Annotated in this window: 28 protein-coding genes; 12 read left to right on the top strand and 16 right to left on the bottom strand. The window is 67.4% G+C overall.

Going from position 1 to position 25,575, the window contains the following annotated elements:
* Positions 1 to 34: 34 nt before the first annotated feature.
* A complete protein-coding gene (locus tag HZF05_RS20365; protein ID WP_160364292.1) occupies positions 35 to 781 on the top strand; it encodes a proteasome-type protease in 747 nt (248 codons plus the stop codon).
* On the opposite strand, the gene HZF05_RS20360 is transcribed toward HZF05_RS20365, so the two are convergent.
* From HZF05_RS20360 to ubiE, 3 genes are all read right to left on the bottom strand, one after another.
* The gene (locus HZF05_RS20360) at positions 768 to 1,622 is read right to left on the bottom strand and encodes an alpha/beta fold hydrolase (RefSeq protein ID WP_160364291.1); all 855 of its coding nucleotides are present in this window, start codon (positions 1,620 to 1,622) and stop codon (positions 768 to 770) included. The two genes, HZF05_RS20365 and HZF05_RS20360, sit on opposite strands and share 14 nt — an antisense overlap.
* The gene (ubiB, locus tag HZF05_RS20355; protein ID WP_160364290.1) at positions 1,619 to 3,148 is read right to left on the bottom strand and encodes a 2-polyprenylphenol 6-hydroxylase; all 1,530 of its coding nucleotides are present in this window, start codon (positions 3,146 to 3,148) and stop codon (positions 1,619 to 1,621) included. Before ubiB ends, HZF05_RS20360 begins: the two co-directional genes overlap by 4 nt.
* Before the next feature lie 133 nt (positions 3,149 to 3,281).
* Positions 3,282 to 4,016, bottom strand: coding sequence for a bifunctional demethylmenaquinone methyltransferase/2-methoxy-6-polyprenyl-1,4-benzoquinol methylase UbiE (gene ubiE / locus HZF05_RS20350; RefSeq protein WP_160364289.1), 735 nt, complete (start codon positions 4,014 to 4,016; stop codon positions 3,282 to 3,284).
* A gap of 61 nt (positions 4,017 to 4,077) precedes the next feature.
* Here ubiE and mutM point away from each other — a divergent pair, with 61 nt between their 5' ends.
* From mutM to dnaA, 3 genes are all read left to right on the top strand, one after another.
* Positions 4,078 to 4,893 (top strand): bifunctional DNA-formamidopyrimidine glycosylase/DNA-(apurinic or apyrimidinic site) lyase, encoded by an 816-nt coding sequence (gene mutM / locus HZF05_RS20345; protein ID WP_160364288.1) that lies wholly within the window; start codon positions 4,078 to 4,080, stop codon positions 4,891 to 4,893.
* 106 nt (positions 4,894 to 4,999) lie between these two features.
* Entirely contained in the window at positions 5,000 to 5,263 is a 264-nt protein-coding gene (rpsT, locus tag HZF05_RS20340; RefSeq protein WP_160364287.1) for a 30S ribosomal protein S20, read from the top strand.
* A gap of 442 nt (positions 5,264 to 5,705) precedes the next feature.
* Positions 5,706 to 7,082, top strand: a complete 1,377-nt coding sequence (dnaA, locus tag HZF05_RS20335; RefSeq protein WP_160364286.1) for a chromosomal replication initiator protein DnaA — start codon at positions 5,706 to 5,708, stop codon at positions 7,080 to 7,082.
* Here the strand turns inward: dnaA and HZF05_RS20330 are convergent.
* From HZF05_RS20330 to secB, 5 genes are all read right to left on the bottom strand, one after another.
* Positions 7,079 to 7,879, bottom strand: coding sequence for a metallophosphoesterase (locus HZF05_RS20330; RefSeq protein WP_160364285.1), 801 nt, complete (start codon positions 7,877 to 7,879; stop codon positions 7,079 to 7,081). The genes dnaA and HZF05_RS20330 overlap by 4 nt on opposite strands.
* 67 nt (positions 7,880 to 7,946) lie before the next feature.
* Entirely contained in the window at positions 7,947 to 8,633 is a 687-nt protein-coding gene (locus tag HZF05_RS20325) for a DUF4136 domain-containing protein (protein ID WP_160364284.1), read from the bottom strand.
* 94 nt (positions 8,634 to 8,727) lie between these two features.
* Positions 8,728 to 9,750, bottom strand: a complete 1,023-nt coding sequence (trpS, locus tag HZF05_RS20320) for a tryptophan--tRNA ligase (protein WP_160364553.1) — start codon at positions 9,748 to 9,750, stop codon at positions 8,728 to 8,730.
* A gap of 537 nt (positions 9,751 to 10,287) precedes the next feature.
* The gene (murJ, locus tag HZF05_RS20315; protein WP_160364283.1) at positions 10,288 to 11,874 is read right to left on the bottom strand and encodes a murein biosynthesis integral membrane protein MurJ; all 1,587 of its coding nucleotides are present in this window, start codon (positions 11,872 to 11,874) and stop codon (positions 10,288 to 10,290) included.
* 205 nt (positions 11,875 to 12,079) lie between these two features.
* Positions 12,080 to 12,583: a protein-export chaperone SecB gene (gene secB, locus HZF05_RS20310; RefSeq protein WP_160364282.1), complete on the bottom strand. Its 504-nt coding sequence runs from the start codon at positions 12,581 to 12,583 to the stop codon at positions 12,080 to 12,082.
* Positions 12,584 to 12,783: 200 nt separating this feature from the next.
* On the opposite strand from secB, the gene HZF05_RS20305 reads away from it, so the two are divergent.
* From HZF05_RS20305 to HZF05_RS22355, 3 genes are all read left to right on the top strand, one after another.
* On the top strand, positions 12,784 to 13,443 hold the full coding sequence (locus HZF05_RS20305; RefSeq protein ID WP_160364281.1) for a Tim44/TimA family putative adaptor protein: 660 nt from the start codon (positions 12,784 to 12,786) through the stop codon (positions 13,441 to 13,443).
* A complete protein-coding gene (gene mltA / locus HZF05_RS20300; protein WP_160364280.1) occupies positions 13,440 to 14,645 on the top strand; it encodes a murein transglycosylase A in 1,206 nt (401 codons plus the stop codon). The genes HZF05_RS20305 and mltA overlap by 4 nt, the downstream gene beginning before the upstream one ends.
* Before the next feature lie 199 nt (positions 14,646 to 14,844).
* Positions 14,845 to 15,222, top strand: coding sequence for a Smr/MutS family protein (locus HZF05_RS22355; protein WP_343046933.1), 378 nt, complete (start codon positions 14,845 to 14,847; stop codon positions 15,220 to 15,222).
* A 458-nt stretch (positions 15,223 to 15,680) separates the two neighbouring features.
* On the opposite strand, the gene dapE is transcribed toward HZF05_RS22355, so the two are convergent.
* On the bottom strand, positions 15,681 to 16,814 hold the full coding sequence (gene dapE / locus HZF05_RS20290) for a succinyl-diaminopimelate desuccinylase (protein ID WP_160364278.1): 1,134 nt from the start codon (positions 16,812 to 16,814) through the stop codon (positions 15,681 to 15,683).
* A 47-nt stretch (positions 16,815 to 16,861) separates the two neighbouring features.
* On the opposite strand from dapE, the gene HZF05_RS20285 reads away from it, so the two are divergent.
* The gene (locus tag HZF05_RS20285) at positions 16,862 to 17,302 is read left to right on the top strand and encodes a cupin domain-containing protein (protein ID WP_160364277.1); all 441 of its coding nucleotides are present in this window, start codon (positions 16,862 to 16,864) and stop codon (positions 17,300 to 17,302) included.
* Between the two features lie 195 nt (positions 17,303 to 17,497).
* Here the strand turns inward: HZF05_RS20285 and HZF05_RS20280 are convergent, their stop codons facing one another.
* The 7 genes from HZF05_RS20280 to HZF05_RS20250 form a co-directional block, all read right to left on the bottom strand.
* Positions 17,498 to 18,166: a glutathione S-transferase family protein gene (locus HZF05_RS20280; protein WP_160364276.1), complete on the bottom strand. Its 669-nt coding sequence runs from the start codon at positions 18,164 to 18,166 to the stop codon at positions 17,498 to 17,500.
* Positions 18,167 to 18,352: 186 nt separating this feature from the next.
* On the bottom strand, positions 18,353 to 19,000 hold the full coding sequence (gene yihA / locus HZF05_RS20275; protein WP_181638929.1) for a ribosome biogenesis GTP-binding protein YihA/YsxC: 648 nt from the start codon (positions 18,998 to 19,000) through the stop codon (positions 18,353 to 18,355).
* Positions 18,997 to 20,688, bottom strand: a complete 1,692-nt coding sequence (gene yidC, locus HZF05_RS20270; RefSeq protein ID WP_160364275.1) for a membrane protein insertase YidC — start codon at positions 20,686 to 20,688, stop codon at positions 18,997 to 18,999. Before yidC ends, yihA begins: the two co-directional genes overlap by 4 nt.
* A 39-nt stretch (positions 20,689 to 20,727) precedes the next feature.
* On the bottom strand, positions 20,728 to 20,940 hold the full coding sequence (gene yidD, locus HZF05_RS20265; RefSeq protein ID WP_110156770.1) for a membrane protein insertion efficiency factor YidD: 213 nt from the start codon (positions 20,938 to 20,940) through the stop codon (positions 20,728 to 20,730).
* On the bottom strand, positions 20,937 to 21,257 hold the full coding sequence (gene rnpA, locus HZF05_RS20260; protein ID WP_160364551.1) for a ribonuclease P protein component: 321 nt from the start codon (positions 21,255 to 21,257) through the stop codon (positions 20,937 to 20,939). The genes yidD and rnpA overlap by 4 nt, the downstream gene beginning before the upstream one ends.
* A 17-nt stretch (positions 21,258 to 21,274) precedes the next feature.
* Positions 21,275 to 21,409, bottom strand: a complete 135-nt coding sequence (gene rpmH, locus HZF05_RS20255) for a 50S ribosomal protein L34 (protein WP_026094665.1) — start codon at positions 21,407 to 21,409, stop codon at positions 21,275 to 21,277.
* A 99-nt stretch (positions 21,410 to 21,508) separates the two neighbouring features.
* Positions 21,509 to 21,871 carry a hypothetical protein gene (locus HZF05_RS20250; RefSeq protein WP_246332106.1) on the bottom strand — a complete coding sequence of 121 codons (363 nt, stop codon included), beginning with the start codon at positions 21,869 to 21,871 and terminating at the stop codon, positions 21,509 to 21,511.
* Between the two features lie 181 nt (positions 21,872 to 22,052).
* Here HZF05_RS20250 and HZF05_RS20245 point away from each other — a divergent pair, with 181 nt between their 5' ends.
* The 4 genes from HZF05_RS20245 (at position 22,053) to HZF05_RS20230 (ending at position 25,550) form a co-directional block, all read left to right on the top strand.
* The gene (locus tag HZF05_RS20245; protein WP_160364274.1) at positions 22,053 to 23,561 is read left to right on the top strand and encodes a YifB family Mg chelatase-like AAA ATPase; all 1,509 of its coding nucleotides are present in this window, start codon (positions 22,053 to 22,055) and stop codon (positions 23,559 to 23,561) included.
* 22 nt (positions 23,562 to 23,583) lie between these two features.
* A complete protein-coding gene (locus HZF05_RS20240) occupies positions 23,584 to 24,126 on the top strand; it encodes a DUF805 domain-containing protein (RefSeq protein ID WP_160364273.1) in 543 nt (180 codons plus the stop codon).
* A gap of 100 nt (positions 24,127 to 24,226) precedes the next feature.
* Positions 24,227 to 25,180, top strand: a complete 954-nt coding sequence (locus tag HZF05_RS20235; protein WP_160364272.1) for a metallophosphoesterase family protein — start codon at positions 24,227 to 24,229, stop codon at positions 25,178 to 25,180.
* A gap of 25 nt (positions 25,181 to 25,205) precedes the next feature.
* Complete coding sequence (locus HZF05_RS20230; RefSeq protein ID WP_160364271.1) at positions 25,206 to 25,550, top strand: cupredoxin domain-containing protein; 345 nt, start codon at positions 25,206 to 25,208, stop codon at positions 25,548 to 25,550.
* Positions 25,551 to 25,575: the final 25 nt, after the last annotated feature.

Genomic DNA, 25,575 nt, shown 5'->3' with positions numbered 1-25,575 from the left:
GCCGGACGATAGGATCGGGGGTGACGGTCGGGACATGACCTATTGCGTGGGGATGCTGGTCGAGGCGGGCCTGGTGATGATCGCGGACACCCGCACCAATGCGGGCGTCGACGACATTTCGGTGTACCGCAAGCTGCACACCCTCGCCGAAGGCCCGGACCGCACCGTGTTCGCCGCGACGGCGGGCAATCTTTCGACCACGCAGAACGTGCTGGCCCAGCTCGCGGAGGGACTGCCCCCGACCGAGCAGGGCGCCCTGCCGCGCCGCATCGCCGACATGTCGAGCATGTTCCGCGTCGCCCAGCTGGTCGGCGAGGCGATCCAGAGCGCCAATGCCGTGATCGGCAAGGCGCTGGAGGCGGCGCAGGTCTCGGCGGGGGTGTCCTTCCTTGTCGGCGGGCGCATCGGCGACGGGCCGCTGGCACTCTACCGCCTCTATCCCGAAGGCAATTTCATCGAGTGCCAGAAGGAGCAGCCCTTCCTGCAGATCGGCGAGACCAAGTACGGCAAGCCGATCCTCGATCGCGCGCTGCAATATGGCACCGAGCTGTCGGAGGCGGTGAAGGTCGGGCTGATCTCGTTCGATTCGACGCTGCGGTCGAACCTCGCCGTGGGCAAGCCGCTCGATCTGGTGGTGGTGCCGTCGGATGTCGGGCAGCCGATCAACCAGCGCCGTATCGGCGTGGATGACGTCTATTTCAACGATCTCTCGGCGCGCTGGTCGCTGATGCTGAACGAGGCCCGCGCGACGATCCCCGATCCGCCCTTCATGCTGGGCTGAGGAAGGCGGAAACCTCTTCCACAAAGGCGTCGAGTCTGTCGTGCTGCACCCAGTGGCCGGCATCGTCGAACGTCGCCAGCCGGGCGTCCGGGATGGCGCGGCAGCCGGGATGGCCCTCGTCGATCCGCGCCCAGCTGTCGCGGCCCTGGACGAGCAGCGTGGGGCATGTGATCGCGGCGAAGATCGCGAGCTCCTCGTCCGGGGTCAGCTCGACCGGAGTGCGCGGACGGGCGAGGGGATCGAACTTCCAGCGGTATCGGCCGTCCCCATCCTGCCGGGTGCCGTGGCGCGCGAGGTGCAGCGCCAGTGCGTCGGACAGGCGCGGATTGACCACGCGCATGCGCGCTCCCGCTTCCTCGAGCGTCGCGTAACGCGGCGGAGCCTTGGCGATGAAGGTGCGCTGGCGACTATAATAGTCGCGGATGCGATCGGCTGGGGCTGCCGTCGTGGCGGTGCCGAACAGGCCCTCGATCGCGACGAGGCGGGAGACGGTCTCGGGAAAAATGCCCGCATGGCGCAGCGCCACCCGCGCGCCGAAGCTGTGCGCTACGACCGGGACCGGCCCGCCGCCCAGCTGCCGGATCAGCTCGGCGAGATCGATGACGTGGGCGGTCACGGAATAATTACCGTCGGGCGACCAGTCGCTGTCGCCATGCCCGCGTAGATCGGGTGCGACGATATGGAAGCGGCCGCGCAGCCGCCGCGCCACGTCGTCCCAGCTGCGTGCATGATCGTTGCCGCCATGGAGGAGGATCAGCGGCGGGGCGCCCTCGTTGCCCCAATCGATGTAGTGCAGCCGCAAACGGTGTGAGAGGAAGTGGCGGGAAACGGGCTCCGTCAATGGACCAGCCACATCGCCAGCGCGCCGAGCGCGGCGCAGACGATGCCGACCACGATCATGCGCACCCCGCCCGCGCGCACGACATGGACCTCGGGCAGCGGCGGGGGCGGGGGCGCGGCACCCGGATGGGGGAAGGCGCGGTCGATCCGCTCCAGCAGATCGGGGATGCGACGGACCAGTCGGCCGATCTCCAGCATGCGATCGGCAAGGAACGCTTCCGGACCCAGCTCGCCGCGCAGCCATTCGCGCACGAAGGGAGCGGCGACGTCCCACATGTTGATATCGGGATCGAGGCCGGTCGCCACGCCCTCCACCATCACCATCGTCTTCTGGAGCAGCAGCAGATGCGGCTGCACCGGCATGTCGAAATCGCGGGTGATCGAGAACAGGCCGTCGAGCATCTGGCCGATCGAGATGTCCTTCACCGGCAGGCCGCGGATCGGCTCGCCGGCGGCGCGCAGCGCGGTCGCGAACTCGTCGAGATTGTGGTGGGCCGGGACGTAGCCCGCTTCGAAGTGGATTTCTGCGACGCGGCGGTAATTGGCGGTGATCAGGCCGTGCAGGATCTCGGCGAGCCAGACGCGTGCCTGCCGGTTGATCCGGCCCATGATGCCGAAGTCGATCGCGGCGATGCGGCCGTCGGGCAATGCGAAGAGATTGCCCTGGTGGAGATCGGCGTGGAAGAAGCCCTCCGCGATCGCCTGTCGTAGGAACACGCGCACCAGCGTGGCGGCGAGCGCCCTGCGATCGTGCCCGGCGGCTTCGAGTCCCGCCATGTCGGAAAGCTTCACGCCGTCCAGCCATTCGAGCGTCAGCACGCGGCGCGCGGTGCGCTGCCAGTCGATCGCCGGCACGTGGAAGCCGGGCTCGGCCTCCATGCCGCGTGCCAGTTCGGAGGCCGAGGCGGCCTCGCGGCGCAGATCGAGCTCGCGCGCGGTCCACTGCTTGAAGGTTGCGACCACTAGGCGCGGGCGCAGGCGGCCGATCTCGCCGCCCATATGCTCGGCCTGGGCGGCCGCCCATTCATAGGTGTCGATGGCGCGGGCGAAATCCTGCTCGACGCCGGGGCGCAGCACCTTGACCGCCACGTGCCTGCCCTCGGTGGTGACGGCGCGGTGGACCTGCGCGATCGAGGCGGCTCCGACCGGTATTTCGTCGATGCTGGCGTACAGCTCCTCCAGCGGGCGGCCGAGCGCCTGCTCGATGCTGGCGCGGATCAGCGGGAAGGGGACGGGGGGCAGCGCGTCCTGCAGGCGATACAGATCGAGCGCCGCCGCCTCGCCGACCAGATCGGGGCGCGTCGCGAGCGCCTGCCCGAACTTGATCGCGGCGGGGCCGATCGCCTCGAGCGCGTCGGCGTAGCGGGGTTCCTTCGGCACGCGGAAGCCGAAGCGTGCGAGGCGCACCCCGCGGCGCAGCGGCGTCGGCGTGAGCGGATCACGCTCGATCCCCATCAGCGCGCCGTGCCGGGCCAGCGTGCGGCCCCAGCGGAACAGGCGCCAGCCATGGGTGAGGGAGGAGGTCATAGGCGGGCGCCAGAACGCACGACTTCCGTTCGCACTGAGCGAAGTCGAAGTGCAGCCACCGCTCGCGCATGGCCTCCGACTGCGCTCAGGCCGAACGGAGGCTGGATCCTGATCGCAAAAACCTGCACCGGGCTCAAATCTTCCAGCCGCTGTGGATCGCCACCAGCCCGCCGAGGATCGGCTCGACCTTCGCGTTCACGAAGCCGGCCTCGCCGATCATCGCCTTGAAGGTCGGCATGTCCGGGAAGCGGCGGATTGATTCGACCAGGTAGCGATAGCTGTCCTCGTCGTCGGCGATCAGCTTGCCGAGACGGGGGACGAGCTTGTGCGAGTAGGTGTCGTACACCTCCTTGAAGCCCGGCCATGTGGTGGTCGAGAACTCCAGGCAGTAGAAGCGTCCGCCGCGCTTCAGCACGCGATGTGCCTCGCTGAGCGCCTTGGGGATGTCCGTCACGTTCCGGATGCCGAAGGCGATTGTGTAGGCGTCGAAGGCCTTGTCGGCGAAGGAGAGCGCCTCGGCATTCTCCTCGGCCCACAGCAGGCCCTCGATAGCCTTCTTGTTCGCCCGCTCCATGCCGACCGCCAGCATGTTGGGGTTGATGTCCGCGACCGTGATCTCCGCGCCCTTGCGCGCCATGCGGAAGGCGATGTCGCCGGTGCCGCCCGCCATGTCGAGGATGTGCTCGCCCTGCCGGGGCTTCACGCGGGCGACGAACTGGTCCTTCCACAGGCGATGGAGGCCGCCCGACATCGCATCGTTCATGATGTCGTAGCGCTTCGCCACCTTGGCGAACACGTCGCCCACCATGCGGGTCTTCTCTTCGGGGGCTACCTCGCTGTAGCCGAACGAGACGGTGTCGCTGCTCATGCATCCGCGCTTAGCCGCCGCTTGTGGAGGGCGCAATTCGATCCTAGCTGTTGGAGCAGATATGCCCGAACTTCCCGAAGTCGAGACCACCGTACGCGGGCTGGAGAGCGTGCTCGCCGGCCGCATGCTGACCCGCGTCGAGCCGCGCCGCGCCGATCTGCGCCGCGCCTTCCCGCCGGACCTGCGCCAGCGGCTGACCGGCGCGCGGGTGACGGGGCTGGGCAGGCGCGCGAAGTACGGGCTGATCCACACCGATCGCGGCGACACGATGGTGTTCCATCTCGGCATGTCGGGCCGCTGGCGGGTCGATCCGGAGGCGGTCGGCACGCACGACCATCTCGTGCTGGAAACCGACGAGGGGCGGCGACTGTCGCTGATGGACCCGCGCCGCTTCGGATCGGTGGACCTGATGGCGACGGAGGCGCTGCCGGAGTGGGCGCCCTTCAAGGCGCTGGGGCCGGAGCCGCTCTCCGCCGATTTCAACGCCGGGCAGCTCGGCGAGGCGCTGAAAGGTCGGATCGCGCCGATCAAGGCGATGCTGCTCGACCAGCGGATCGTGGCGGGGCTCGGCAATATCTATGTGTGCGAGGCGCTCAATATCGCTCGTATCGCGCCGACGCGACAGGCTGGGAAACTGACGGCGCCGAAGCGGACCTTGCTGGTGGAAGCGGCGCGGCAGGTGCTGACCGAGGCCATCGCGGCGGGCGGATCGAGTTTGCGCGACTATGCCCGGCCCGACGGCGAGCTCGGCTATTTCTCCAAGCAGTTCCGTGTCTATGGGCGCGAAGGGGAGCCGTGCCCCTGCGGCAAAGGCATGGTCGCGCGGCGGGTGGATTCGGGCCGTTCGACCTTCCATTGTCCCGCCTGCCAGAAGTAATGTCGCGGGCGGTTGACGAATCTCCCGCACCTGCGTAGAGGGCACGCCTTCCCGGCGCTGGGGCGACCCACGCCGCCATCCCATTTGAGCAGGTTCGAGGACACACATGGCGAACACGCCGCAGGCCAAGAAGCGGATCCGTCGCAACGAGCGTCGCAAGGTGATCAACGGTAACCGCGTCAGCCGCATCCGCACCTTCGTCAAGAAGGTCGAGGCCGCGATCGCGTCGGGCGACAAGGCTGTCGCCACCGAGGCGCTGAAGGCCGCCCAGCCGGAGATGCAGCGCGGCGTGTCGAAGGGCGTGCTCCACAAGAACACCGTGGCGCGCAAATATTCGCGCCTGACCAAGGCGGTCGCCGCGCTCGGCTGACGCTTTTGTTACACGAAGGTCGCAAGGGCCCGCCGGTCATTCGATCGGCGGGTTTTTTCGTGACAAAATCGTTTCAGGGAAAAGTCCAGCTTTTCCCACGATTCGCGGCTGAGCCGTTTCGGAACAGAAAGTTAATGCGCTGAAAAACGCCGATAAATGGGCGTTTCGGGCAAATCCGGCGGCTTTGCGTGTCAAGCGCCTATATTTCAGTCGAATGACTCTTCTGTGCTTGATTGCCGCCCTTCGCGGTACCTAAAAAGGCCCTCCCGGCGACGTCGAATCGCTTCGACAGACCGGCGGGGATCAGAGTTTTGTAACAGTCCGGAAGCCGGCGCGCGGGGTGTCTCCGGCAACGGGAAAGCTTTGTCTTCAAAGACCCGGAGGTGGGCTTCCGGGCGCGGGGGAGATTTGCGTGCAAAAGCCAGTGGGAGCGTTGGGAGCGATGCCTGTCACGATCGACGATCCGGTCGAGCTGGCGTGGGAGTCGATCCGCACCGGACTGCGTCGCGATTGCGGTGCGCGCACCTTCGACAATTGGCTGAAGCCCTCCCGCCTCGCCGGCTATGACGAGGACGAGGCGACCGTCCGCATCGCGCTGCCGTCCGAATTCATGGCGAACTGGGTCGACACCCATTATGCCGAGCGCCTGCTCCACGCGTGGCGCGCGCACCTGCCGCAGGTCCGCCGCGTGGTGGTGACGGCCGGTGTCGATTCGCTCAAACCCGCGCTGTTCACGGTGGCGCCCGTCGCCTCGCCCGAGCCCGAGGAGGCGGAGGAGCCGACCGGCACCGTCGAGGGCATCCAGCTCGAGGCGCGCTACACGTTCGACAGCTTCGTGACGGGCAAGCCCAACGAGGTCGCCTACAACGCCGCGCGCACGGTCGCCGAAGGCGGGGCGCTGACCTTCAACCCGCTCTTCCTCCATGGCGGAACCGGGCTCGGCAAGACGCACCTGATGCATGCGATCGGCCATGAATATCGCCGCCGGGTGCCGAAGGCGAAGATCGTCTACATGTCGGCCGAGAAGTTCATGTTCGAGTTCGTCGGTGCGCTCCGCGCCAAGGACACGCACAATTTCAAGCAGCGGCTGCGCTCGGCCGACCTGCTGATGATCGACGACGTGCAGTTCATCGCCGGCAAGGATTCCACCCAGGAAGAGTTCTTCCACACGATGAACGAGATCATCTCGGCCGGTAAGCGGCTGGTGATCACCGCCGACCGCTCGCCGCAGGACCTCGAGGGCATCGAGGCGCGCATCCTCTCGCGCCTGTCCTGGGGTCTGGTCGCCGACGTCAACCCGGCCGATTTCGAGCTGCGTCTCAACATCATCCAGCGCAAGCTGGAATCGATGCCGCACGTCGCCGTGCCACAGGACGTCCAGCTGTTCCTCGCCAAGCGGATCGCCTCGAACGTGCGCGAACTGGAGGGTGCGCTCAACCGGGTCATCGCCTATGCGATGCTCAACAATCGCCCCATCGACGTCGCCTTCGTGGAGGAGACGCTGACCGACGTGCTGCGCGCCCACCAGCGCCGCATCACGATCGACGAGATCCAGCGCAAGGTCTCGGACCATTTCCGCATCCGCCAGGCCGAGATGACCTCGGCCCGGCGCGCGCGCGAAGTCGCCCGGCCGCGCCAGATCGCCATGTATCTCGCCAAGCAGCTGACCCCGCGCTCGCTGCCCGAGATCGGCCGCCGTTTCGGTGGGCGCGACCACACGACCGTTATCCACGCCGTCCGCCAGATCGAGAAGCTGCGCAAGGCCGATGCCGAGCTGGATGCCGACGTGCGCCTGCTGCTCCGCCAGCTGGAGGCCTAGGGGCCGAAGTCGATCACCCAGAGATCGGGGGGAGCGCCGAGTCGCAGCGGCAGGTTGCTCGTCCCGAGTCCCCCGGTGACGATGATCGAGCGGGCGCCTTCGTGGATGACCCCGCAGGCGTAGCGCCGACCGTAGGCCGACGCCGTGAACAGCGGACCGAACGGCCATGGCGCGATCTGTCCGCAATGCGTGTGGCCCGCAAGCACCAGGCGGAGCGACGGGTCCAGCTCCGGCGTCACATCGGGTTCGTGTGCCAGCGCGACGGTCAGGCCGCCGAGCGGGCGGGCGGCGGCGAATGCTTCGGCGGGACGGCTATGGCCGGTGAAGGTGTCGCCGGTTCCGACGATGGTGAGCGGACCGCGCCGTACCGCACGGTTTTCCAGCAGCGTGACCCGCATGCGGGGCAGCAGGGCTTCGAGCCGGCGCCGGCCCTGATCGTCGTGATTGCCGAGAACCGCGATCGTACCGAGCGGGGCGTGCAGTCCCGCGAGGGGCGCCACCGCGTCGCCGGGCGAGGCGGCGAAGGCAAGCGAGTCGGTCGACAGGAAGTCCCCCGCGATCAGCACGAGATCCGGATGGAGCCGGTTCACCTGCGCGACCGTTTGGCGCAGCCGCGCAGGGCTGTCACCGGGCGTCGCGACATGCAGATCGGACAGCAGCACGACGCGCGTCGGCGGCACGGGGGCATGGACGCGCATATCGCGTTCCACCGGCGCGCTCGACGCCAGCAGGAGCATGTGGAGCAGCAATGCCCATCCTGCCGAGGCAACGAGCATTGCGGCGTCGCGCAGCCTCATCGCCTTCCCCCAAAAGAAGAGGCGCCGGGATCGCTCCCGGCGCCCTCGTCGCGATCGGTCAGCCCGCTCAGGAGGCCTTGGGCTTCTGGCGCGGCGGGATGGTGATCTTGATGTCCTGCCCCGAATTGCCCGGGAAGCCGGTGAACATCGCGTCGATCAGGTTCGGCACGAGCTGGGTCAGGTCGTCCGTCGTCGAATGGGCGCGCGCACGGCCCTCGAACAGGCGGGCGCCGTCGGAGCGCGTGATCGTCATGCCGAGATAGCTGGAATAGACGGTATAGCTCTCGACGTCCGGGCAGCCCCACGGGCCGTACGGATCGCCCCAGCCGAAGCCCCAGCCGCGGCCGCCCCAGCCGTAGCCGCCCCAGCGACCGAAGCCGCCGCCCCAGCCCCAGCCGCCGCCCCAGCCCGGGCCGCCGAAGCCGCAATCGAAGCCGCCGGGCGTGGTGGTGACCTTCTGCTGGCCATGATCGACGCCGTAGCCGACCTGCACGATCATGTCGGCCGGTCCGCCGGGCGCCGCCTCGTGATAGCCGACCTGGGTCAGGTGCGCGGAGACCTCCTGCGCGTAGGTGGCGAATTCGAGGCCGCCGCGCTCCTGCGGGTTGCTCGCCTCGATGCGATATGTCTGCCCCTGCGGCGCGGGAAGGCGCTGGAATCGCGAGACATTGGCTTGGAAATTGGTGGCGCAGCCCGAAACGCCCAGCAGGGCGATCGGGGCGGCGACGGAAAGCAACAGGCGTTTGATGGTCATGGACGTGCCTCTGTCGCGGAGGATTCCGCATGTCAGGACGTGACGGCCACTCCTCCGCCAAGCGTGCTGAATATGCGTTGAACGCATGCGCTTGTCATCGGGTTTCTCGGTTCAGCCCGAGCGCGGCATAGGCCCCCGCGACGACCGGCTCCGCAGCGGCGCGCGCCTTGGCCGCGCCGGCGGCAAGGATGCGATCTAGCTCGGCGGGATCCTGCTCCAGCTCGGCCAAGCGGGTGGCGATCGGCTTCAGCGTCTCGACCAGCAGCTCGGCGAGCGCCGGCTTGAACGCGCCGAAGCCCTGGCCCTCGAAGCGGGCGAGCACCTGCGCAGGCGTTTCATCCGCGAGTGCCGCGTAGATGCCGACGAGGTTGCGCGCCTCGGGCCGCTCGGCAAGGCCCGCCGGATCGCCGGGTATCGGCTCGGGATCGGTGCGCGCCTTGCGGATCTTCGCGGTGATCGAATCGGCATCGTCGGTGAGGTTGATGCGGCTCATGTCCGACGGATCGGACTTGGACATCTTGGCCGAACCGTCGCGTAAAGACATGATCCGGGCGGCGGACGGCGGGATCATCGGCTCGGGCAGGACGAACAGCTCGGTGTCGAAATCGGTGTTGAACTTGGTGGCGATGTCGCGCGCCAGCTCCAGATGCTGCTTCTGGTCCTCGCCCACCGGAACGTGAGTGGCGCGGTAGATCAGCACGTCGGCGGCCTGCAGCACCGGATAGGCGAACAGCCCGATCGAGGCGCCCTCGCGATCCTTGCCCGATTTCTCCTTGAACTGGGTCATGCGGTTCAGCCAGCCGATCCGCGCGGTGCAGTTGAGGATCCAGGCGAGCTCGGCATGGGCGGAGACGGCGGCCTGGTTGAACAGGGTCGACTTCGCCGGATCGACGCCGGTCGCGATCAGCGCTGCCGCCATCGAGCGGACGTTGGCCGCCAGCGCCTTGGGATCGTTATAGACGGTGATGGCGTGGAGATCGGCGAGGAAGAAGAAGCACTCGCCCCCGTCGCGCGCCACCTCGTCCTGCATCCGCACCCAGTTGCGGATCGCGCCGAGATAATTGCCCAGGTGCAGGTTTCCGGTGGGCTGGATGCCCGAGACGACGCGCTTGCTCATAGTGGGGCGGCGTGTCGCCCAGCGTTTGACGAAGGTCAAGCGCAGCCTTCTCCCCTCCCTTTTACGTAGGCGCTTTATTGGTCGCTATGTCTGGTGGCGGACCTCGATTGCTGCGATTAAGCTGGCATCATGAAGATACTCCCTATCGCCGCTATCGCTCTTCTTGCGAGCGGATGCTCTATGGTCGACTCCGAGACTACCGCAACGCCTTGGCAGCCGTCCCCGTCGGGCGAATGGCTCACGAGGAGAGTCAAGAAGGACGTCAGCGGTCCGGGCAATAACTTCTTGGACGAGACCGTTCAGGTCAAAAGACCCGGGTCAGACAAGGCTGTCAGCGTGATGGCTTTAGACGAGGGGACCGGCCCCGCGGTGCTTAAGCTTCAATGGCGGGATGCTTCCAATCTCGTCATTATGTACGCGAATGGGAGGGTGGAATTTCAAGTCGCAAAGGTCGATGGCCTTCAAATTGAAACCTTGCCATTGGCAAGTAAATAGCATGCGCAGATTTCGTCTGCGGTATTCATTCCACTAACCCGGCTACCCCCGCCGCCTCTGCAGCAACGCCTTGGCCTCGCTCCACCGGAACGCGCCGAACAGGAAGGCGCAGAGGAAATAGAGCGCGCCCGCTGGCCCCACCAGGGTCAGGATGCCGATCGCGCGGGGCAGCGGGCCGCCGCTCAGATGCGGCTCCACAGTCGGGCGCACCAGCAGGATCACCGCGCCCATCGCGATCGCCGCGAGCAACAGGCGCGGCGCGCGGCGGCGCAGCTGCGCGTCGGTGTGGAACAGGTCGCGCTTGCGCAGCACGTAATAGAGCAGGCCGGCGTTGATCCACGCGCAGGTCGCGCCCGAAATGGCGAGGCCGACGAAGGCGAGCTTCGTCCCGAACACCAGAGCGAGGTTGAGCGCCATGTTGCATGCCATCTCGAACATCGCGATGCGCACCGGCGTCCGCGTGTCGCCGCGCGCGTAGAAGCCTGGCGTGAACACCTTGATCAGGATGTAGGCGGGCAGGCCGAAGGAGAGGGCGGTCAGCACCATCGCGGTGTTGTCGGTGTCCTGCGGGCGGAACTCGCCGCTCTGCATCAGGCCGTGGATAAGCGGGTGCGCCGCCGTCATCAGCCCGGCCGCGCTCGGCAGCGCCAGCAGCAGCGACAGCTCGATCGCACGGTTCTGGGTGTGGACCGCCGCAGCCTCCTCGCCGCGCCCGATCTGGCGCGAGATCACCGGCAGGATCGCGGTGCCCACCCCGATGCCGACCAGCGCCAGCGGCAGCTGGTTCAGCCGGTCCGCATAATAGATGTAGGAGACCGCACCCTGGCTGAGGAAGCCGGCGGCGAGCATGGTGATGATCAGCAGGTTGATCTGCACCGCGCCCTGCCCGACGATCGCGGGGCCGAGGATCGAGAGGAACTTCCTCACCTCGGGCGAGGGGGTGGGGCGCTTCAGCTTCAGCACGACGCCGGCCTGACGCCCGGACCAGATCAGCCATGCCAGCTGCGCCACGCCCGATACGGTGACGGCGATCGCCTGCGTCCGCGCGGTGTCGATCTGGTTGTGGCCGCGGAAGAACAGGATGCCCGCGATCATGCAGATGTTGAGCAGCACCGGCGCCGCCGCATTCACCCAGAAGCGGTTGAGCGAATTCATGATCCCGCCCATCAGCGAGACGAGGCTGATCAGCGCCAGATAGGGGAAGGTGATCTGGGTGAGTTCGGTGGCGAGCGCGAACTTTTGAGGCCCTCCGCCTTCCTTGAACCCAAGCGTGATCAGCCAGACCACCGGCTTGGGGAAAGCCATGATCAAAGTCGTGAAGACGCACAGGAACGGCAGCAGGATCGACAGCACGTTTTCGGCGAAGCGGATGCCGGCGGGCAGGCCTTCGCCGCCGGCTTTCTCGTCCTCGGCGATGATCCGGTTGAACATCGGCACATAGGCGGCCGAGAAGGCGCCTTCCGCGAACAGTTGGCGGAACAGGTTGGGCAGCCGCCACGCGACGAGGAACGCGTCCGATGCGAAGCCCGCGCCGACGAAATGCGCCATCAGCTGATCGCGCATGAAGCCGAGGATACGGCTGACGAGGGTGAGCCCGCCGATCGTCGCGGTGTTGCGGACGAGGCTCATGGAACTGGCCTCATGATAACCAACCCCGTTCGCCCTGAGGAGGGACTGAGCGCAGTCGAAGCCTGTCCTGAGCGACGCCGCAGGCGGCGTCGAAGGGGCCCGTCTCGAAGGGCATGCGCAGCGCCGGTGCTTCGGGACGCCACTTCGACAAGCTCAGTGGCTCCTCAGCACGAACGGGTTGGTTGGTAAGGCCGGGCCGTTGAGGTCAGGCCTGGCCGGCCGGCTCGCCCATCAGGCCGCCCTGCTGCATCTGGGCGAAGAAGAGCGCGTTGAAATCGATCGGATCGAGCATCAGCGGCGGGAAGCCGCCGTCGCGCACCGCATCGGCCACCACGCGGCGGGCGAACGGAAAGAGCAGGCGCGGCGCCTCGCCGAGCAGGAAGGGCTGGAGCGAATCCGCCGGCACGTTGCGCAGCGCGAACAGGCCGCCATAGAGCAGCTCGAGCTGGAAGGCGGTGCCCTCGGGCGCCTTGGCGGTCACCTCGATCTTGAGCGCGGTCTCGTGCAGGTCGTCGGCGATCTGCTGGGTGCCGATGTTGAACTGCACGTCGATCTGCGGCTGGTTCTGCCAGTTGTAGACGGCCGGCGCATTCGGGTTCTCGAACGAAAAGTCCTTCACATATTGCGCGACCATGCCGACCTGCGGCTGGGTATCCTCGCCGTTGGCGGGCGGCACGGTCAGGAAATCGGGGGCCTCGTTCTCGGCCATCGGGCACATCCTCAAGTCGCTGGAGCCGGCGGCAAGCCCGCGCGGCGGATCGCTGCGGCGCCTAGCAGCCGGGCGATACGAGGGCAATGGTGCCGAAGCCGGGGCGTGCGGGATTTGAAACCGGGCGCATCCTCCTCTATGTAGGAAGGCAACTCATTGGGAGGCTGGGGCGTTGCGTTGGCCTCAGCTGTGGAGGTTTGGTGCCTGAGATCATCATTTTGGCCTGTGTCGCGCTCTTCGTCGCCTTCCGGCTTTACGCCGTGCTGGGGCGCCGGACAGGGCACGAGCAGCCGATCGTCAAGCCGGCCGATCTCCAGCAGGCTCCGCTCGTCGCGCGCCCCGCGATCGAGCCGGCGGCGGAGCGCAAACCCGAGCCGATGGGCACCGTGGCCGCGATGATCGATCCCCACGCGCTCGACGGCGTGCGGCGGATCGTCGCCGCCGATCCTCATTTCGATGTCGCCACCTTTCTGGACGGAGCGCGCTCGGCCTATCGCATGACGCTGGAAGCGTTCTGGCGCGGCGACGAGGCGGAGCTGCGCAAGCTGGTCGACGACGAGGTTTACGACGCCTTCGTTGAATCGATCGCGGCGCGCCGGGAGGCGGGCGAGACGGTGGATAACAAGCTCGTCTCGATCGAGCGCTCGACGATCGACCAGGCCGGCATGGCGGGCCAGATGGCGATCGTCACCGTCCGCTTCGACGCCGACATCGCGGCGGTGACGCGCGATGCCGAGGGCAATGTCGTCGCCGGATCGCTCGACGATGCGGTACAGACGCGCGACCTCTGGACGTTCAGCCGCCACGTGAAGGCCGATGACCCCAACTGGATCCTGATCGAGACCGACGAGGCGGCATGAAGGCCCGCGCGCTGGCGGTTGCGACCGTCTCCTCGCTGGCGCTGGCATCGTGCGTAGGCCCCCAGGGACGGCAGGCGGAAAATCTGCCGCCGCCGCCCGTTCCGTCGCAACCGTCTAACCCCGCTGCCAAGACCGCGATCCTCGCAGGCGTGACGCGCGGGCCGACGGTCGCCTCGCTGTCGATCGATCCGGCCAAGGCCGATCTGGTGCTGGCAGCGTTTCGCTCCTCCTGCGCGGCCTTGCTCAAGCGCAGCGACACCAGCGGCCTGACCACCACCGCCGACTGGCAACCCGCCTGCGCCGCCGCATCGAGCTGGCCGCAGGGGCAGGGGGTGAACTTCTTCCAGCGCTATTTCGAGACGGCGAGGATCGGGCAGGGCGCGCTCTACGCGACCGGCTATTACGAGCCGCAGATCGCGGGGACGACCACGCCGCAGCTCGGCTACGACGTCCCGATCTACGGCCCGCCCGACGATATGGTGAGCGCCGATCTCGGCCAGTTCGCGCCCGATCTCAAGGGACGGACGATCCGCGGCAAGGTGCAGAACGGCAAGCTCGTCCCCTATCCGGACCGCAGCCAGATCCAGGGCGGCGCGATCAACGGCCACGCGCCGGTGATCGGCTATGCGGCGGACAAGATCGATTTCTTCTTCCTGCAGATCCAGGGATCGGGGCAGCTTCGCCAGCCCAACGGCAGCGTGGTGCGGATCGGTTATGCCGGGCAGAACGGCCAGCCTTATACCGGCATCGGCAAGTGGATGCTGGCGCAGGGGATGCTGCAGCCCGGACAGGCCTCGATGCAGGGCATCGTCGGCTGGCTGCGTGCGCATCCCGATCAGGCCGATGCGGTGATGGACCAGAACCGCAGCTACGTGTTCTTCAAATATCTGAACACGCCGCCGCTGGGTGCCTTGGGCGTGCCGGTGACGGGGCGTGTGTCGGTGGCGGCGGACCCGGCGTTCACGCCGCTCGGCGCGCCGGTGTGGCTGGCGCCCGATCGCGCCGAGGCGGCGGGGCTGTGGGTGGCGCAGGATACCGGCGGCGCGATCAAGGGCGCCAACCGCTTCGACACCTTCTGGGGCGCGGGCGCCGATGCCGAGCGCATCGCGGGCGGCATGTCGGCGCACGGATCGGCTTATGTGCTGCTGCCGGCCGGCACGCTCGCGAGGCTTGGCCGTGCCGGGCAAATCCCCCAGGCCTGACGGCGACGCGCTCTGGCAGCGCGTCGTGGAGGATGTGAGGCCGCTCAAGGGGCGGAGGGCTGCTCAGAAGGCAGCGGTCCCCAAAATAACAACAGTCGCCAAGCCCAACCCCGTTCGTCCTGAGCCTGTCGAAGGACGGGCCCCAAGCGCGCCGCCCGCTGCCCGTCCTTCGACTTCGCTCAGGACGAACGGTGTTAGTGTGGCCGCCGTCAAACCGCCCGCGAACACCCTCGACGCCTCCTGGGACCGCAAGCTCGCGCGCGGGCTCGTGGCGCCCGATCTCACCATCGATCTCCACGGCTTCACTGTGTCCGCCGCCCATGCCGAGCTGGAGGCGGGCCTTACGCGAGCCGTGGCGATGCAGGCGCGGCTGATCCTGCTGGTGACGGGCCGCCCGCCGCCGCCGGGCCGCAGCCGCCTCGATAACCCCTTGCGCGGCGTGATCCGCGCCTCGATCGGCGACTGGCTCCACCACGCCCGCCACGCGAGCCACATCGCAGCGGTGCGGAACGCCCACCCGAGGCACGGCGGGGCGGGGGCGTTGTATGTGGTACTGAAGCGGGCGAGGGGTGCTTAAGACGGTGGAGTGCCCGGCGGCATCGAGAGCTTTCTCCAAAGAGAGGCGATGCCTTCGGCGCAAACGCCAGACGTTTTGCAATTCAGCGTCTGATCCATCGTGTCACGGACGGATTTGACCATGTCGCATGGCGCGCCCATTTCCGTTTCAAGGAATACGTCTATCGGAGGATTGTCGATTTTCGCGACGGACTTCAGAGACGAGGACAGTTCTGCAACAGATATGCGTTTGCCATCCGCATATAGAATTCCGTCTCTGTCTATGGCGAGGCTGATCCTTGGGTTCTGTAGCCCGCCGGTAAAATGCGGCGCCTGCCAATATGTTCTCGGAGACGTGCAGGCTCGCGCTTGTTCTTTGGCCCGATGACAACCGGCGACGAATAAGAGTGAGCCGATTAATCCAGTGAGGGCGTGAATTCTCATAGCCTACAGAGTGTCACGCCTACAGACCAATAGCCATCACACTCTGAAAACCTGCCGCAACACTGCCTCGTAAACATCCGCCAGCACGCGCAAATCCTCCACCGCCGCCGCTTCGTCGAGCTTGTGCATGGTGGCGTTGGGCAGGCCGAATTCCACGGTCGGCGCGATCTGAGAGAGGAAGCGGGCGTCGGAGGTGCCGCCGGTGGTCGAATAGGTCGCCTCCACCCCTGTCACGGTGCGTATCGCGTCCGATACCAGAGAGGACAGCGCGCCCGGCTCGGTGAGGAAGGCTTCGCCCGAGATCATCGCCTCCACGCGCGCGAGCGGGGCCTCCTCCGCCGTCACCCGCCGGATTTCGGCTTCCAGCGCAGCACCTTGCTGTTCGTCGTTGAAACGGATGTTGAGCCGCGCGCGGGCCGTGCCGGGGATGATGTTGGTGGCGCCGCTCGCCACCTCGATGTCGGTCACTTCGAGGTTGGAGGGCTGGAACCAGGCATTGCCGTCGTCGAGGTGCCAGCGCTGCAGCCGGTCGAGGATGCGGACCAGCCGCGTCACCGGGTTGTCGGCGAGGTGGGGGTAGGCGACATGGCCCTGCGTGCCGGGCACCTCGATCCAGGCGTTGATCGATCCGCGCCGGCCGATCTTGATCGTGTCGCCGAGCCGCACGTCGGAGGTCGGCTCGCCGACCAGCACCATGTCCGGCCGGATGCCGCGCGCGTCCATCCACTCGATGATGGCTCGCGTGCCGTGGATGGCGGGGCCTTCCTCGTCGCCGGTGATCAGCAGGCTGAGCGTGCCTGTATGGCCTTGCACCCGTTCGGCGGCGGCGATGAAGGCGGCGATCGCGCCCTTCATGTCGACCGCACCGCGCCCGTAGAGCAGGTCGCCCCGGATTGCGGGTTCGAAGGCGCCGGCCGTCCAGCCCTCGCCGGCGGGCACCACGTCGCTGTGACCCGCGAAGGCGAAATGCGGCGCACCTTCGCCCCGGATCGCGACCAGATTCTCCACCGGCCCGTGCGGCGCCTCTCCGCTGGTAAAGCGGTGGACGGTGAAGCCCTGCGCCTCCAGCGCCTGCGTCAGCACGTCCTGGGCGCCGGCATCGGCGGGAGTGACGCTGGCGCAGCGGATCAGATCGGCGGTCAGCGCCACGGGATCGATTGGACCGGTCATGACGGGTGCGTTAGGCTGGAGCGCGCCATTTGCCTAGCGGGGAGGCCATGCCGAAGATCGATATCGACGCCATCGAGGGCAAGACGAGCAGCGACTATCCCGATCCCTACAATCTCGGGCATCACGGCCGTGTCTATCGGTCGCTCGCGAAGGCGGGCGGAATCGCCGATTTCGAGGCCAACCATGTCATCCTGCCGCCGGGCGCCTGGTCCAGCCAGCGCCACTGGCACGAGGGGGAGGACGAGTTTCTCGTCATGACATCGGGCACGGCAATCCTGAAGGACGATCGGGGCGAGACGGTGCTGAAGGCGGGAGACTGCGCGGCCTTCCCGAAGATGGACCGAAACGGTCACCACCTGATCGGCGGGCCGGAGGGCGCGACCTTCGTGGTGGTCGGCATCACCGAGACCAGCCCGTGCCACTATCCGGATATCGACCTCAGGGCCGAGGGGCCCCGGTATCTGCACAAGGACGGGACGCCTTACTGATCCCCTCGAAAGGACGCAGGGGAGGCGACTATCGCGCCTGTCGAGCGTTGGGGCCTGCATGAAGGAACGAACCAAGACGCTTCTGGCCTTCGCCGCTGTGCTGCTGGTGGTGGTCGGGAGCTACGAGCTGCTGGAGCATCGGTCCGCCGCCTATAGCGGATAAGGCAGCCGGCCCTGCCGTCGGGAAACCGGGGCTCACGCCGCCGGCAGCGTCTCGAACTTCTCGATCACCCAGTCCTCGGCCTGCGCGCCGCCGACCCATTCCTGCAGAAACGGATGCAGGAACATCGCCTGCATGTAAGGGATGGCGAAGCGCGGCAGCGGTAGCTGGTAGGTGACGATCCGGGTGCAGACCGGCGCGAACATGATGTCGGCGGCGCTGAAATCGCCGAACAGGAACTCGCCTCCCGAGCCGAAGCGGGCGCGCGCCTGCGCCCACAGCTCGTAAAGCCGGGCGAGATCGGCTTCCACGGCGGCGGAGGGCGTGTAGTCCGGAAAGCGCTGGCGGATGTTCATCGAGCATTCGCGGCGCAGCGCGGCGAAGCTGGAATGCATCTCGGCCGCCATCGAACGCGCCATGCCCCGTGCGCTGTCGTCCGCCGGCCAGAACTTTTCGCGGCCCACCCGGTCGGCCAGCCAGTCGACGATGGCGAGCGAATCCCACACCACCGTGTCGCCGTCCCACAGGATCGGCACCTTGCCGGAGGAGGGGGCGAACTCGTCGCCCTCGCGGCGCTTGTCCCAGTCGGCATCGTAGAGCGGCACGACGATCTCCTCGAAGGGGAGACCGGACTGCTTCACCGCCAGCCAGCCGCGCATGGACCAGCTGGAATAGGCCTTGTTGCCGATGATGAGCTTGAGCATGGGCGCGGGTGTGGCGGGGGAAGAGGATGCGGTCAAGCGCGACCTAAAGCCCTCTCCCGCTTTCGCGGGAGAGGGTTGGGTGAGGGTCTTCTTCTTGGATCCAAGCACTACGATCGAAGAAGAAGACCCTCACCCTCCCCACCGCTATGCGGCGGGTCCCCTCCCTCTCCCGCAAGCGGGAGAGGGCTAAGAAGAGATCGCGTCCAGCACCGCCGCCCTTAGCTCGGGGATGCCGCCGCCGAGCTCGCTGGATGTCGGCAGGATCACCGGATGCGCCGCGACATGCTTGCGCGCCTCCGCTTCCACCGCCGCCGTCACGGCCGCGAGCTCGGTGGCTTTCACCTTGTCCGACTTGGTGAGCACGACCTGATACGACACCGCCGCCTTGTCGAGCATTCCCATCAGCTCGCGGTCGACATCCTTCACGCCGTGGCGCGAATCGATCAGCACCAGCACGCGGGCCAGCACGGCGCGGCCGCGCAGATAGTCGTTCACCAGGAACTTCCAGCGCTTCACCAGATCCTTGGGCGCCCTGGCGAAGCCATAGCCCGGCATGTCGACCAGCCGGAACGCGATCGGATCGCCGACGTCGAAGATGTTGAGCTCCTGCGTGCGCCCCGGCGTGTTCGAGGTGCGCGCGAGGCCGGAGCGGCCGGTCAGCGCGTTGATCAGCGTCGACTTGCCGACGTTGGAGCGGCCGGCGAAGGCCACTTCCGGCGCGGTGGGATCGGGCAGGAACTTGAGCTCCGGCGCGGACTTCAGGAACTCGACCTTGCCGGCGAAGAGCCTGCGTCCCGCCTCCAGCCGCTCGTCCGCCTCCGGCAGATCCCTCACGTCTTCGGCGCCGGCATGCGCGTGTTGAGCAGCTGCATCTGCCCCACCGTGATCAGGTTGGAGAGGATGTAATAGACCTGCAGGCCCGCCGCGAAGGGGGACATGATGAACATCATGAACCACGGCATCAGCGAGAAGATCTGCTTCTGCGCCGGATCCATGTTCATCTGCGGGTTGAGCTTGAACTGCAGCCACATCGTGCAGCCGAGCAGGATCGCCAGCACCGACAGATGCAGGAAGCCGGTCGGCTGGAAGGGCAAATAGCCGAACAGGTTGACAGGCGTCAGCGGATCGGGCGCGGAGAGATCCTTGATCCACAGGATGAAGGGCTGGTGGCGCATCTCCAGCGTCAGCGTCAGCACCTTGTAGAGCGAGAAGAAGATCGGGATCTGCAGCAGCACCGGCGCGCAGCCGGCCAGCGGGTTGATCTTCTCTTCCTTGTAGAGCTTCATCATCTCTTCCTGGAGGCGCTGCTTGTCCTCCTTGTGACGCTCCTGCAGGGCCTTCATCTTGGGCTGCACGATCTTCATCTGCTGGCCGGACTTGAACTGCTTGTGCGCGATCGGGAACATCACCGCGCGCACGATCACCGTCAGCAGCAGGATCGCCACGCCGAAATTGCCGACCTGCTTGAACAGCCAGTCGAGCAGGTAGAAGATCGGTTTCTCGATCACGCGGAACCAGCCCCAGTCGATCGCGTGGTCCAGCTTGTCGAAGCCGTACTTCGAATCGTAGGAATCGAGCAGCGAGGCGTCCTTGCCGCCCGCGAACAGGTAGGAGGTCTGCGTCGCGGTCTGCGTCGGGCCGACGGGCTGGACGAGGGGCGAGAACTCGGCCTGATATTGGCCGTTGGTGCCCGCGAAGGCCGCTTCCACCTGCGCCTTGGGATCGGGAATCGCGGCGGCGAGCCAATATTTGTCGGAGAAGCCGATCCAGCCGCCGGTCGACTGGAACTTCTGGCCGGCCGCGCCCGCCGCATCCAGATCCTTCCAGTTGGTGTTGTACTGAGCGACGCCGCCCATCACGCCGATCGGGCCGACATGGACCTGCCAGCTCGACGGATCCTTCGACTGGCCGGTGCGCGAGACGATGCTGTACGGGCGCAGCGCCACGGGAGCGCCGGTACCGTTGGTGACGCTCTGCTGGATGGTGAAGAGGTAGTTGTCGTCCACCGCCAGCTTGATCGCGAAGGCTTGGCCCTGCTCGTTGTTCCACGTCAGGGTGACGGGCTTGCCGGGCGCCAGCACGTCGCCGGCCGCCGTCCACACCGTGTTGGCGTCGGGCAGCTTCACGTTCTGGCCGCTCCAGCCGAACGAGGCGAAATAGGCGTCCTGCGTGCCCTGCGGCGAGAACAGGCGGACCGGGGGCGAATTCTTGTCGATCGTCTCGCGCTGGGTGGTGAGGACGAGGTCGTCGATCTCGGCGCCGTGCAGGTCGATCGAACCGGCGAGCTTGGGCGTCATGATCTTCACGCGCGGCGTGGAGGCAAGCACCTTGTCGCGATTCTGCACCTGCGCGGGGCCGTTGGGCACCGGGGTCGGCTGGGGCAGCGCCACCGTCTTGCCGTTGACGATCTGCGTCGCGGGCTTGTTGGCGGTCGGGAAGAACTTGTCGGAGAGCAAAGCCCATCCGAGCAATACGATCGCCGACAGCACCAGCGCCGTGATCATGTTACGCTGTTCGTTCACCGAAGAACCCCCGAATCCGTGTCTTTCATGATGCCTCGCTCAAGGCACCGGGTCGTAGCCGTGGCCGCCCAGCGGGTGGCAGCGGCAGATGCGCCGCGCCGCCAGCCAGGAGCCGCGCGCCGCGCCATAGCGCGTCCAGGCCTCGATCGCATAGGCCGAACAGGATGGCGTGAAGCGGCAGGTCGGCCCCATCATCGCGGACGGCCCCGCCTGCCAGGCTTTCGCCACCAGCACGAGGGCCTGCGTCATCATGCCGCGAGCTTCCTCAGCGCCTTGGCCAGCTCTTCCTGGAGCAGCGCATAATCCCGCTCGATCCCGCCGTTGCGGCCGATCAGGACATGGTCGGCGCCGGCGATGCCATGGGCGGGGAGCAGCTCGCGGCCGAGCGCGCGGAAGCGGCGCTTCATGCGGTTGCGGACCACCGCGTTGCCGATCTTCTTGGTCACCGTGATGCCGAGGCGCATCGCCGGATCGCCGTCTTCGCGCGGGCGCACCAAAAGCACGAAGCCGGGCATGGCCCGGCGCGCGCCTCCGTTCGCCGCGAGGAAATCCGCGCGGCGCCGGAGGATGACGTAAGCGTCTTGGCTCAGGCCGAGAGCGACTTGCGGCCGCGCGCGCGGCGGGCGGCGAGCACCTTGCGGCCGGCGGCGGTGGCCGAGCGGGTGCGGAAGCCGTGGCGGCGCTTGCGCACGAGGTTGCTGGGCTGGAAAGTGCGCTTCATCGTCTCGGTCCTCGAACGTCTGATCTGTGCAACGAAAAAGGGCAGCCGAACGGGCGGCCGCCTCTGTCGGGGCGCGGATAGGCAAAGTGGGCGCCGGAGTCAATTGGCGGCGGCGGCCAGCGCCAGCTTTTCGCGCTCGCGGCGGCGGGCCGCGCTCTTGCGGCGAAGTCCCCAATCGACCCACGACCCGATCCGGGGCCAGCGGCGTTTGGCGCGGACATATTTACGTTTCGCCCAAGGGGAGGTCTGGAGCACCAGTGCAAGGCCGGCCGCGAACACGATCGTTCCGCCCGGACCCGGTATCGGGCCGACGAGCGGAGCCAGCACTATCAGGAGCCAGCCGAGCGCGAAGATCGCATGCCGGATGCCATGCGTCCGCTTCCAGACCCGCCATCGCTCGCGCCACGTCATGGCAGGAATGTGGGCGGTGAATGTGACGGCGGCAAGGCTGAGGTGGGTCAACGCGAGGAAATCCGGTCGCCCTGAGCTTGTCGAAGGGCTGTCCTTTCTTTTTCAGCGCTGGAAGAAGGGCAGGGCTTCGACAGGCTCAGCCCGAACGGATTGGTTTTCATCGGAATTGGCTGGACAGGCCATCTGTTGCCGCTACGTTCCGTCCCCAGCAGGGGCATGAACGGGGGTCTTGGTGGTCGCGATCGTCTCGACCGTGGCGTTTCTCGGGCTGGAGGCTCGCGCCGTCGAGGTGCAGGTGCAGCTGCTTCCCGGCCTCCCCAATTTCATCGTCGTGGGCCTCGCCGACAAGGCCGTGACCGAGGCGCGGGAGCGGGTGCGGGCCGCGCTCGGCGCGATCGGGCTGGCGCTGCCCCCCAAGCGAATTACGGTCAACCTGTCGCCCGCCGACCTGCCCAAGGAAGGATCGCATTTCGATCTGCCGATCGCGCTGGCCCTGCTCGGCGCGATGGGCGTGATCGATGCCGAGACGCTCTCCGAATATGTGGCGGTGGGCGAGCTCGGGCTGGATGGGCGGATCGCGCCGGCGCCGGGTGTGCTGCTGGCGGCGCTCCATGCCTCGGAACTGGATCGCGGCCTGATCTGTCCTGCCGCACAGGGGCCGGAGGCGGCGTGGGCGGGACGGATCGAGGTGCTGGCGGCGCCGGACCTGCTGGCGCTTATCAATCACCTCAAGGGCACCGGCCAGCTTTCCCCACCCACCAAGGGGCAGGCCGATCCGCCCGCCGGAGGCCCCGATCTCCGCCAAGTGAAAGGGCAGGAGACCGCCAAGCGCGCGCTGGAGATCGCGGCGGCGGGCGGCCACAATCTTCTGATGGTCGGGCCGCCGGGCGCAGGCAAATCGCTGATGGCGGCCTGCCTGCCCGGTATCCTGCCGGACCTTACGCCGTCCGAGGCGCTGGAAGTGTCGATGGTCGCCTCGGTGGCTGGCGAGCTGCCCGGCGGCCGCCTGATCCGCGCGCGGCCGTTCCGAGCACCGCACCATTCGGCTTCGATGGCGGCGCTGACCGGCGGCGGCCTCAAGGCGCGGCCCGGAGAGGTCAGCCTCGCCCACCTCGGCGTGCTGTTCCTCGACGAATTGGCCGAATTCCAGCGCCCGGTGCTCGATTCGCTCCGCCAGCCGGTCGAGACGGGCAAGGTGACGGTCGCACGCGCCAATGCCCACGTCACCTTCCCGGCGCGGGTGCAGTTGATCGCTGCCATGAATCCATGCCGCTGCGGCCATCTCGGCGATCCCGCGCTCGCTTGCGCCCGCGCGCCGCGCTGTGCCGCCGACTATCAGGCGAAGGTCTCCGGCCCGCTGCTCGATCGCATCGACCTGCACGTCGAGGTGCGCGCCGTCTCCGCCGCCGATCTGATCCTGCCACCGCCCGCCGAGGGATCGGGTGAAGTCGGCAAGCGCGTTAGCGAGGCACGGGCGGTGCAGACCGAGCGCTACGCCACGTACGGCCTGCGCACCAATGCCGAGGCGGACGGCGATCTGCTCGACGCCGTCGCCACCCCCGACGAAGCGGGGCGCCTGCTTCTTGCCAAGGCGGCCGAGCAGATGCGACTGTCCGCGCGGGGCTATCACCGCGTGCTGCGGGTGGCGCGCACCGTCGCCGATCTGGCTGGCGCCGACGGCGTCGGCCGCGTCCACGTCGCGGAGGCATTGAGCTACCGGCGGAGGGCGCCGGTCAACTGATCACAACAGGAGGGACGACACGATGGAATGGATGATCCTGCCGCTGAAGCGCTATGCGCAATTTTCGGGGCGCTCTCCGCGCCGCGAATATTGGATGTTCTTCCTGTTCAACATCATCGTCCAGATCGTGCTGACCTTCCTCGACAACGTGCTGGGCCTCGGCGGGCACAGCAGCAGCTACGACAGCGCGGGTGCGAACGGCTATGCGGCGGGCGGCGCCGCGTCCGGGGGCATCCTGTCCGGGCTCTGGTCGCTGGCGATCCTGATCCCTTCGATCGCGGTGGCCGTCCGGCGGCTGCACGACCTCGACCGGTCGGGCTGGTGGCTGGTGGCGCCGATGATCCTGATCCCGATCGCGATGGTCGCTGCGCTTGGGCGGCTGGGCGACAATGCGGCGGCCTCCATGGCCGGCTTCGGTATCTTCTTCCTGGTCATGGGCTTGGCCGCCGTCGTCATGGGCATCGTGCTGCTCGTGTGGTTCTGCATGCACGGCACGCGCGGCCCGAACCGTTTCGGGCCGGATCCCTATGCCGCCATGGACGATCTGCACGAGACGTTCCGCTAGGCCGCCCCGGCTGCGTCCCGAAAATATTTCGGGGCTGGAGGAATAATCGCCCGATGCCTCCGGTCCTGTGCTGCGAACCTCAACGCAGCGGGACGCAGCCATGGACGACCACGACATCCTGAACCCCCGGGTGGACCGGCGCGGCATGCTGACGCGCTGCGCCGGCTGGGCCGGGACGGCGGCGCTCTACACCGTGTCGGGGGGCATCGTCTCCTCGATGGGGCTGGACGCGGCGCTGGCGGGGACTCCGCGCCCCGGCAGGACGAAGCCCTTCACCTTCCTCCAGATCAGCGACACCCATATCGGCTTCGACAAGGCCGCCAATCCGGACGCGCGCGGCACCGCGATCAAGGCGGTCGAGCGGATCAGGGCACTGCCGGTGAAGCCGGATCTGATCCTCCACACCGGCGACATCACGCACCTCTCGAAGGATGAGCAGTTCGACGACGCCAAGCAGATCCTCTCCGATCTCGGCGCGCCGATATTCTTCGTGCCGGGCGAGCACGATTTCCTCGATGAAGGGCAGGGCAAGGCCTATCTCGCCCACCACGGCCAGGGCACGCTGGGCAGCGGCTGGCAGAGCTTCGACCATGACGGCGTCCACTTCGTCGGCCTCAACAATGTCGCGGCGCTGAAGCCCGGCGGCATGGCGCATCTCGGCGACGATCAGCTCGCCTGGCTGGCCAAGGATTTGGCGCCGCTTTCCGCCAGCACGCCGATCGTGGTGTTCGGCCACATCCCGCTCTGGACGGTGTACGAGGCGTGGGGCTGGGGGACGGACGACAGCGCACAGGCGCTGGCCCTGCTCGCCCGCTTCGGCTCGGTCACCGTGCTCAACGGCCATATCCACCAGATCATCAGCAAGGTGGAAGGCAATGTCACATTCCACTCGGCGCGCTCCACGGCTTATCCGCAGCCGGCGCCGGGTGCTGCTCCGTCGCCCGGACCGCTCAAGGTGCCGACGGAGCAGCTTCCCTCCATGCTCGGCATCCGCAGCGCGCTGTTCAGGCGCGGGAGCGATCCGATCGCGCTGATCGAGCAGACGCTCGCCTGATTTTCTTCCCCCCTAGGAGATTGCCATGACCCTGTTTTCCCGTGCCCTTCTGCTCGCCCTGTTGGCGGCGCCTTCCGTCACGCTTGCGGCCTCCCAGGTCGCGGCGGCGGTGCCTGCCAAGCAGCAGAGCGTCGCGATCAAGATGTTCGCCTTCACCCCGCAGGTGCTCGTCGTTGCGCCCGGCACCACCGTCACCTGGACCAATGCGGACGAGGACCCGCACACCGTCACGGCCAACGACAAGAGCTTCCACTCCGCCGCGATGGACGAGGACGAGAAGTACAGCTTCACCTTCACCAAGCCGGGCGAATATGCCTATTTCTGCTCGCTCCACCCGCATATGACGGGCAAGGTCATCGTGAAGGGCTGACGGGTGCGCGCGCGGGGCAGGAGCG

This window comes from Sphingomonas chungangi (genome assembly GCF_013778325.1).
Taxonomy (GTDB): Bacteria; Pseudomonadota; Alphaproteobacteria; order Sphingomonadales; family Sphingomonadaceae; genus Solisphingomonas; species Solisphingomonas chungangi.
Note: the sequence above shows the minus strand (reverse complement) of the source record. Positions and strands in the feature narration are given on the sequence as shown.

Excerpts from the sequence above, each read along its gene's own strand:
- ubiE (WP_160364289.1), bottom strand. The coding sequence starts at position 4,016 with ATGAGCAGCGACACCGTCTCGTTCGGCTACAGCGAGGTAGCCCCCGAA.
- ubiB (WP_160364290.1), bottom strand. The coding sequence starts at position 3,148 with ATGACCTCCTCCCTCACCCATGGCTGGCGCCTGTTCCGCTGGGGCCGC.
- secB (WP_160364282.1), bottom strand. The coding sequence starts at position 12,583 with ATGGCCGAGAACGAGGCCCCCGATTTCCTGACCGTGCCGCCCGCCAAC.
- mutM (WP_160364288.1), top strand. The coding sequence starts at position 4,078 with ATGCCCGAACTTCCCGAAGTCGAGACCACCGTACGCGGGCTGGAGAGC.
- HZF05_RS20280 (WP_160364276.1), bottom strand. The coding sequence starts at position 18,166 with ATGCTCAAGCTCATCATCGGCAACAAGGCCTATTCCAGCTGGTCCATG.
- HZF05_RS20235 (WP_160364272.1), top strand. The coding sequence starts at position 24,227 with ATGGACGACCACGACATCCTGAACCCCCGGGTGGACCGGCGCGGCATG.
- yidD (WP_110156770.1), bottom strand. The coding sequence starts at position 20,940 with ATGATGACGCAGGCCCTCGTGCTGGTGGCGAAAGCCTGGCAGGCGGGG.
- HZF05_RS20285 (WP_160364277.1), top strand. The coding sequence starts at position 16,862 with ATGCCGAAGATCGATATCGACGCCATCGAGGGCAAGACGAGCAGCGAC.
- rpmH (WP_026094665.1), bottom strand. The coding sequence starts at position 21,409 with ATGAAGCGCACTTTCCAGCCCAGCAACCTCGTGCGCAAGCGCCGCCAC.
- HZF05_RS20365 (WP_160364292.1), top strand. The coding sequence starts at position 35 with ATGACCTATTGCGTGGGGATGCTGGTCGAGGCGGGCCTGGTGATGATC.
- HZF05_RS20240 (WP_160364273.1), top strand. The coding sequence starts at position 23,584 with ATGGAATGGATGATCCTGCCGCTGAAGCGCTATGCGCAATTTTCGGGG.
- trpS (WP_160364553.1), bottom strand. The coding sequence starts at position 9,750 with ATGAGCAAGCGCGTCGTCTCGGGCATCCAGCCCACCGGAAACCTGCAC.
- HZF05_RS20230 (WP_160364271.1), top strand. The coding sequence starts at position 25,206 with ATGACCCTGTTTTCCCGTGCCCTTCTGCTCGCCCTGTTGGCGGCGCCT.
- dnaA (WP_160364286.1), top strand. The coding sequence starts at position 5,706 with ATGCCTGTCACGATCGACGATCCGGTCGAGCTGGCGTGGGAGTCGATC.
- rpsT (WP_160364287.1), top strand. The coding sequence starts at position 5,000 with ATGGCGAACACGCCGCAGGCCAAGAAGCGGATCCGTCGCAACGAGCGT.
- HZF05_RS20325 (WP_160364284.1), bottom strand. The coding sequence starts at position 8,633 with ATGACCATCAAACGCCTGTTGCTTTCCGTCGCCGCCCCGATCGCCCTG.
- mltA (WP_160364280.1), top strand. The coding sequence starts at position 13,440 with ATGAAGGCCCGCGCGCTGGCGGTTGCGACCGTCTCCTCGCTGGCGCTG.
- murJ (WP_160364283.1), bottom strand. The coding sequence starts at position 11,874 with ATGAGCCTCGTCCGCAACACCGCGACGATCGGCGGGCTCACCCTCGTC.
- dapE (WP_160364278.1), bottom strand. The coding sequence starts at position 16,814 with ATGACCGGTCCAATCGATCCCGTGGCGCTGACCGCCGATCTGATCCGC.
- HZF05_RS20330 (WP_160364285.1), bottom strand. The coding sequence starts at position 7,879 with ATGAGGCTGCGCGACGCCGCAATGCTCGTTGCCTCGGCAGGATGGGCA.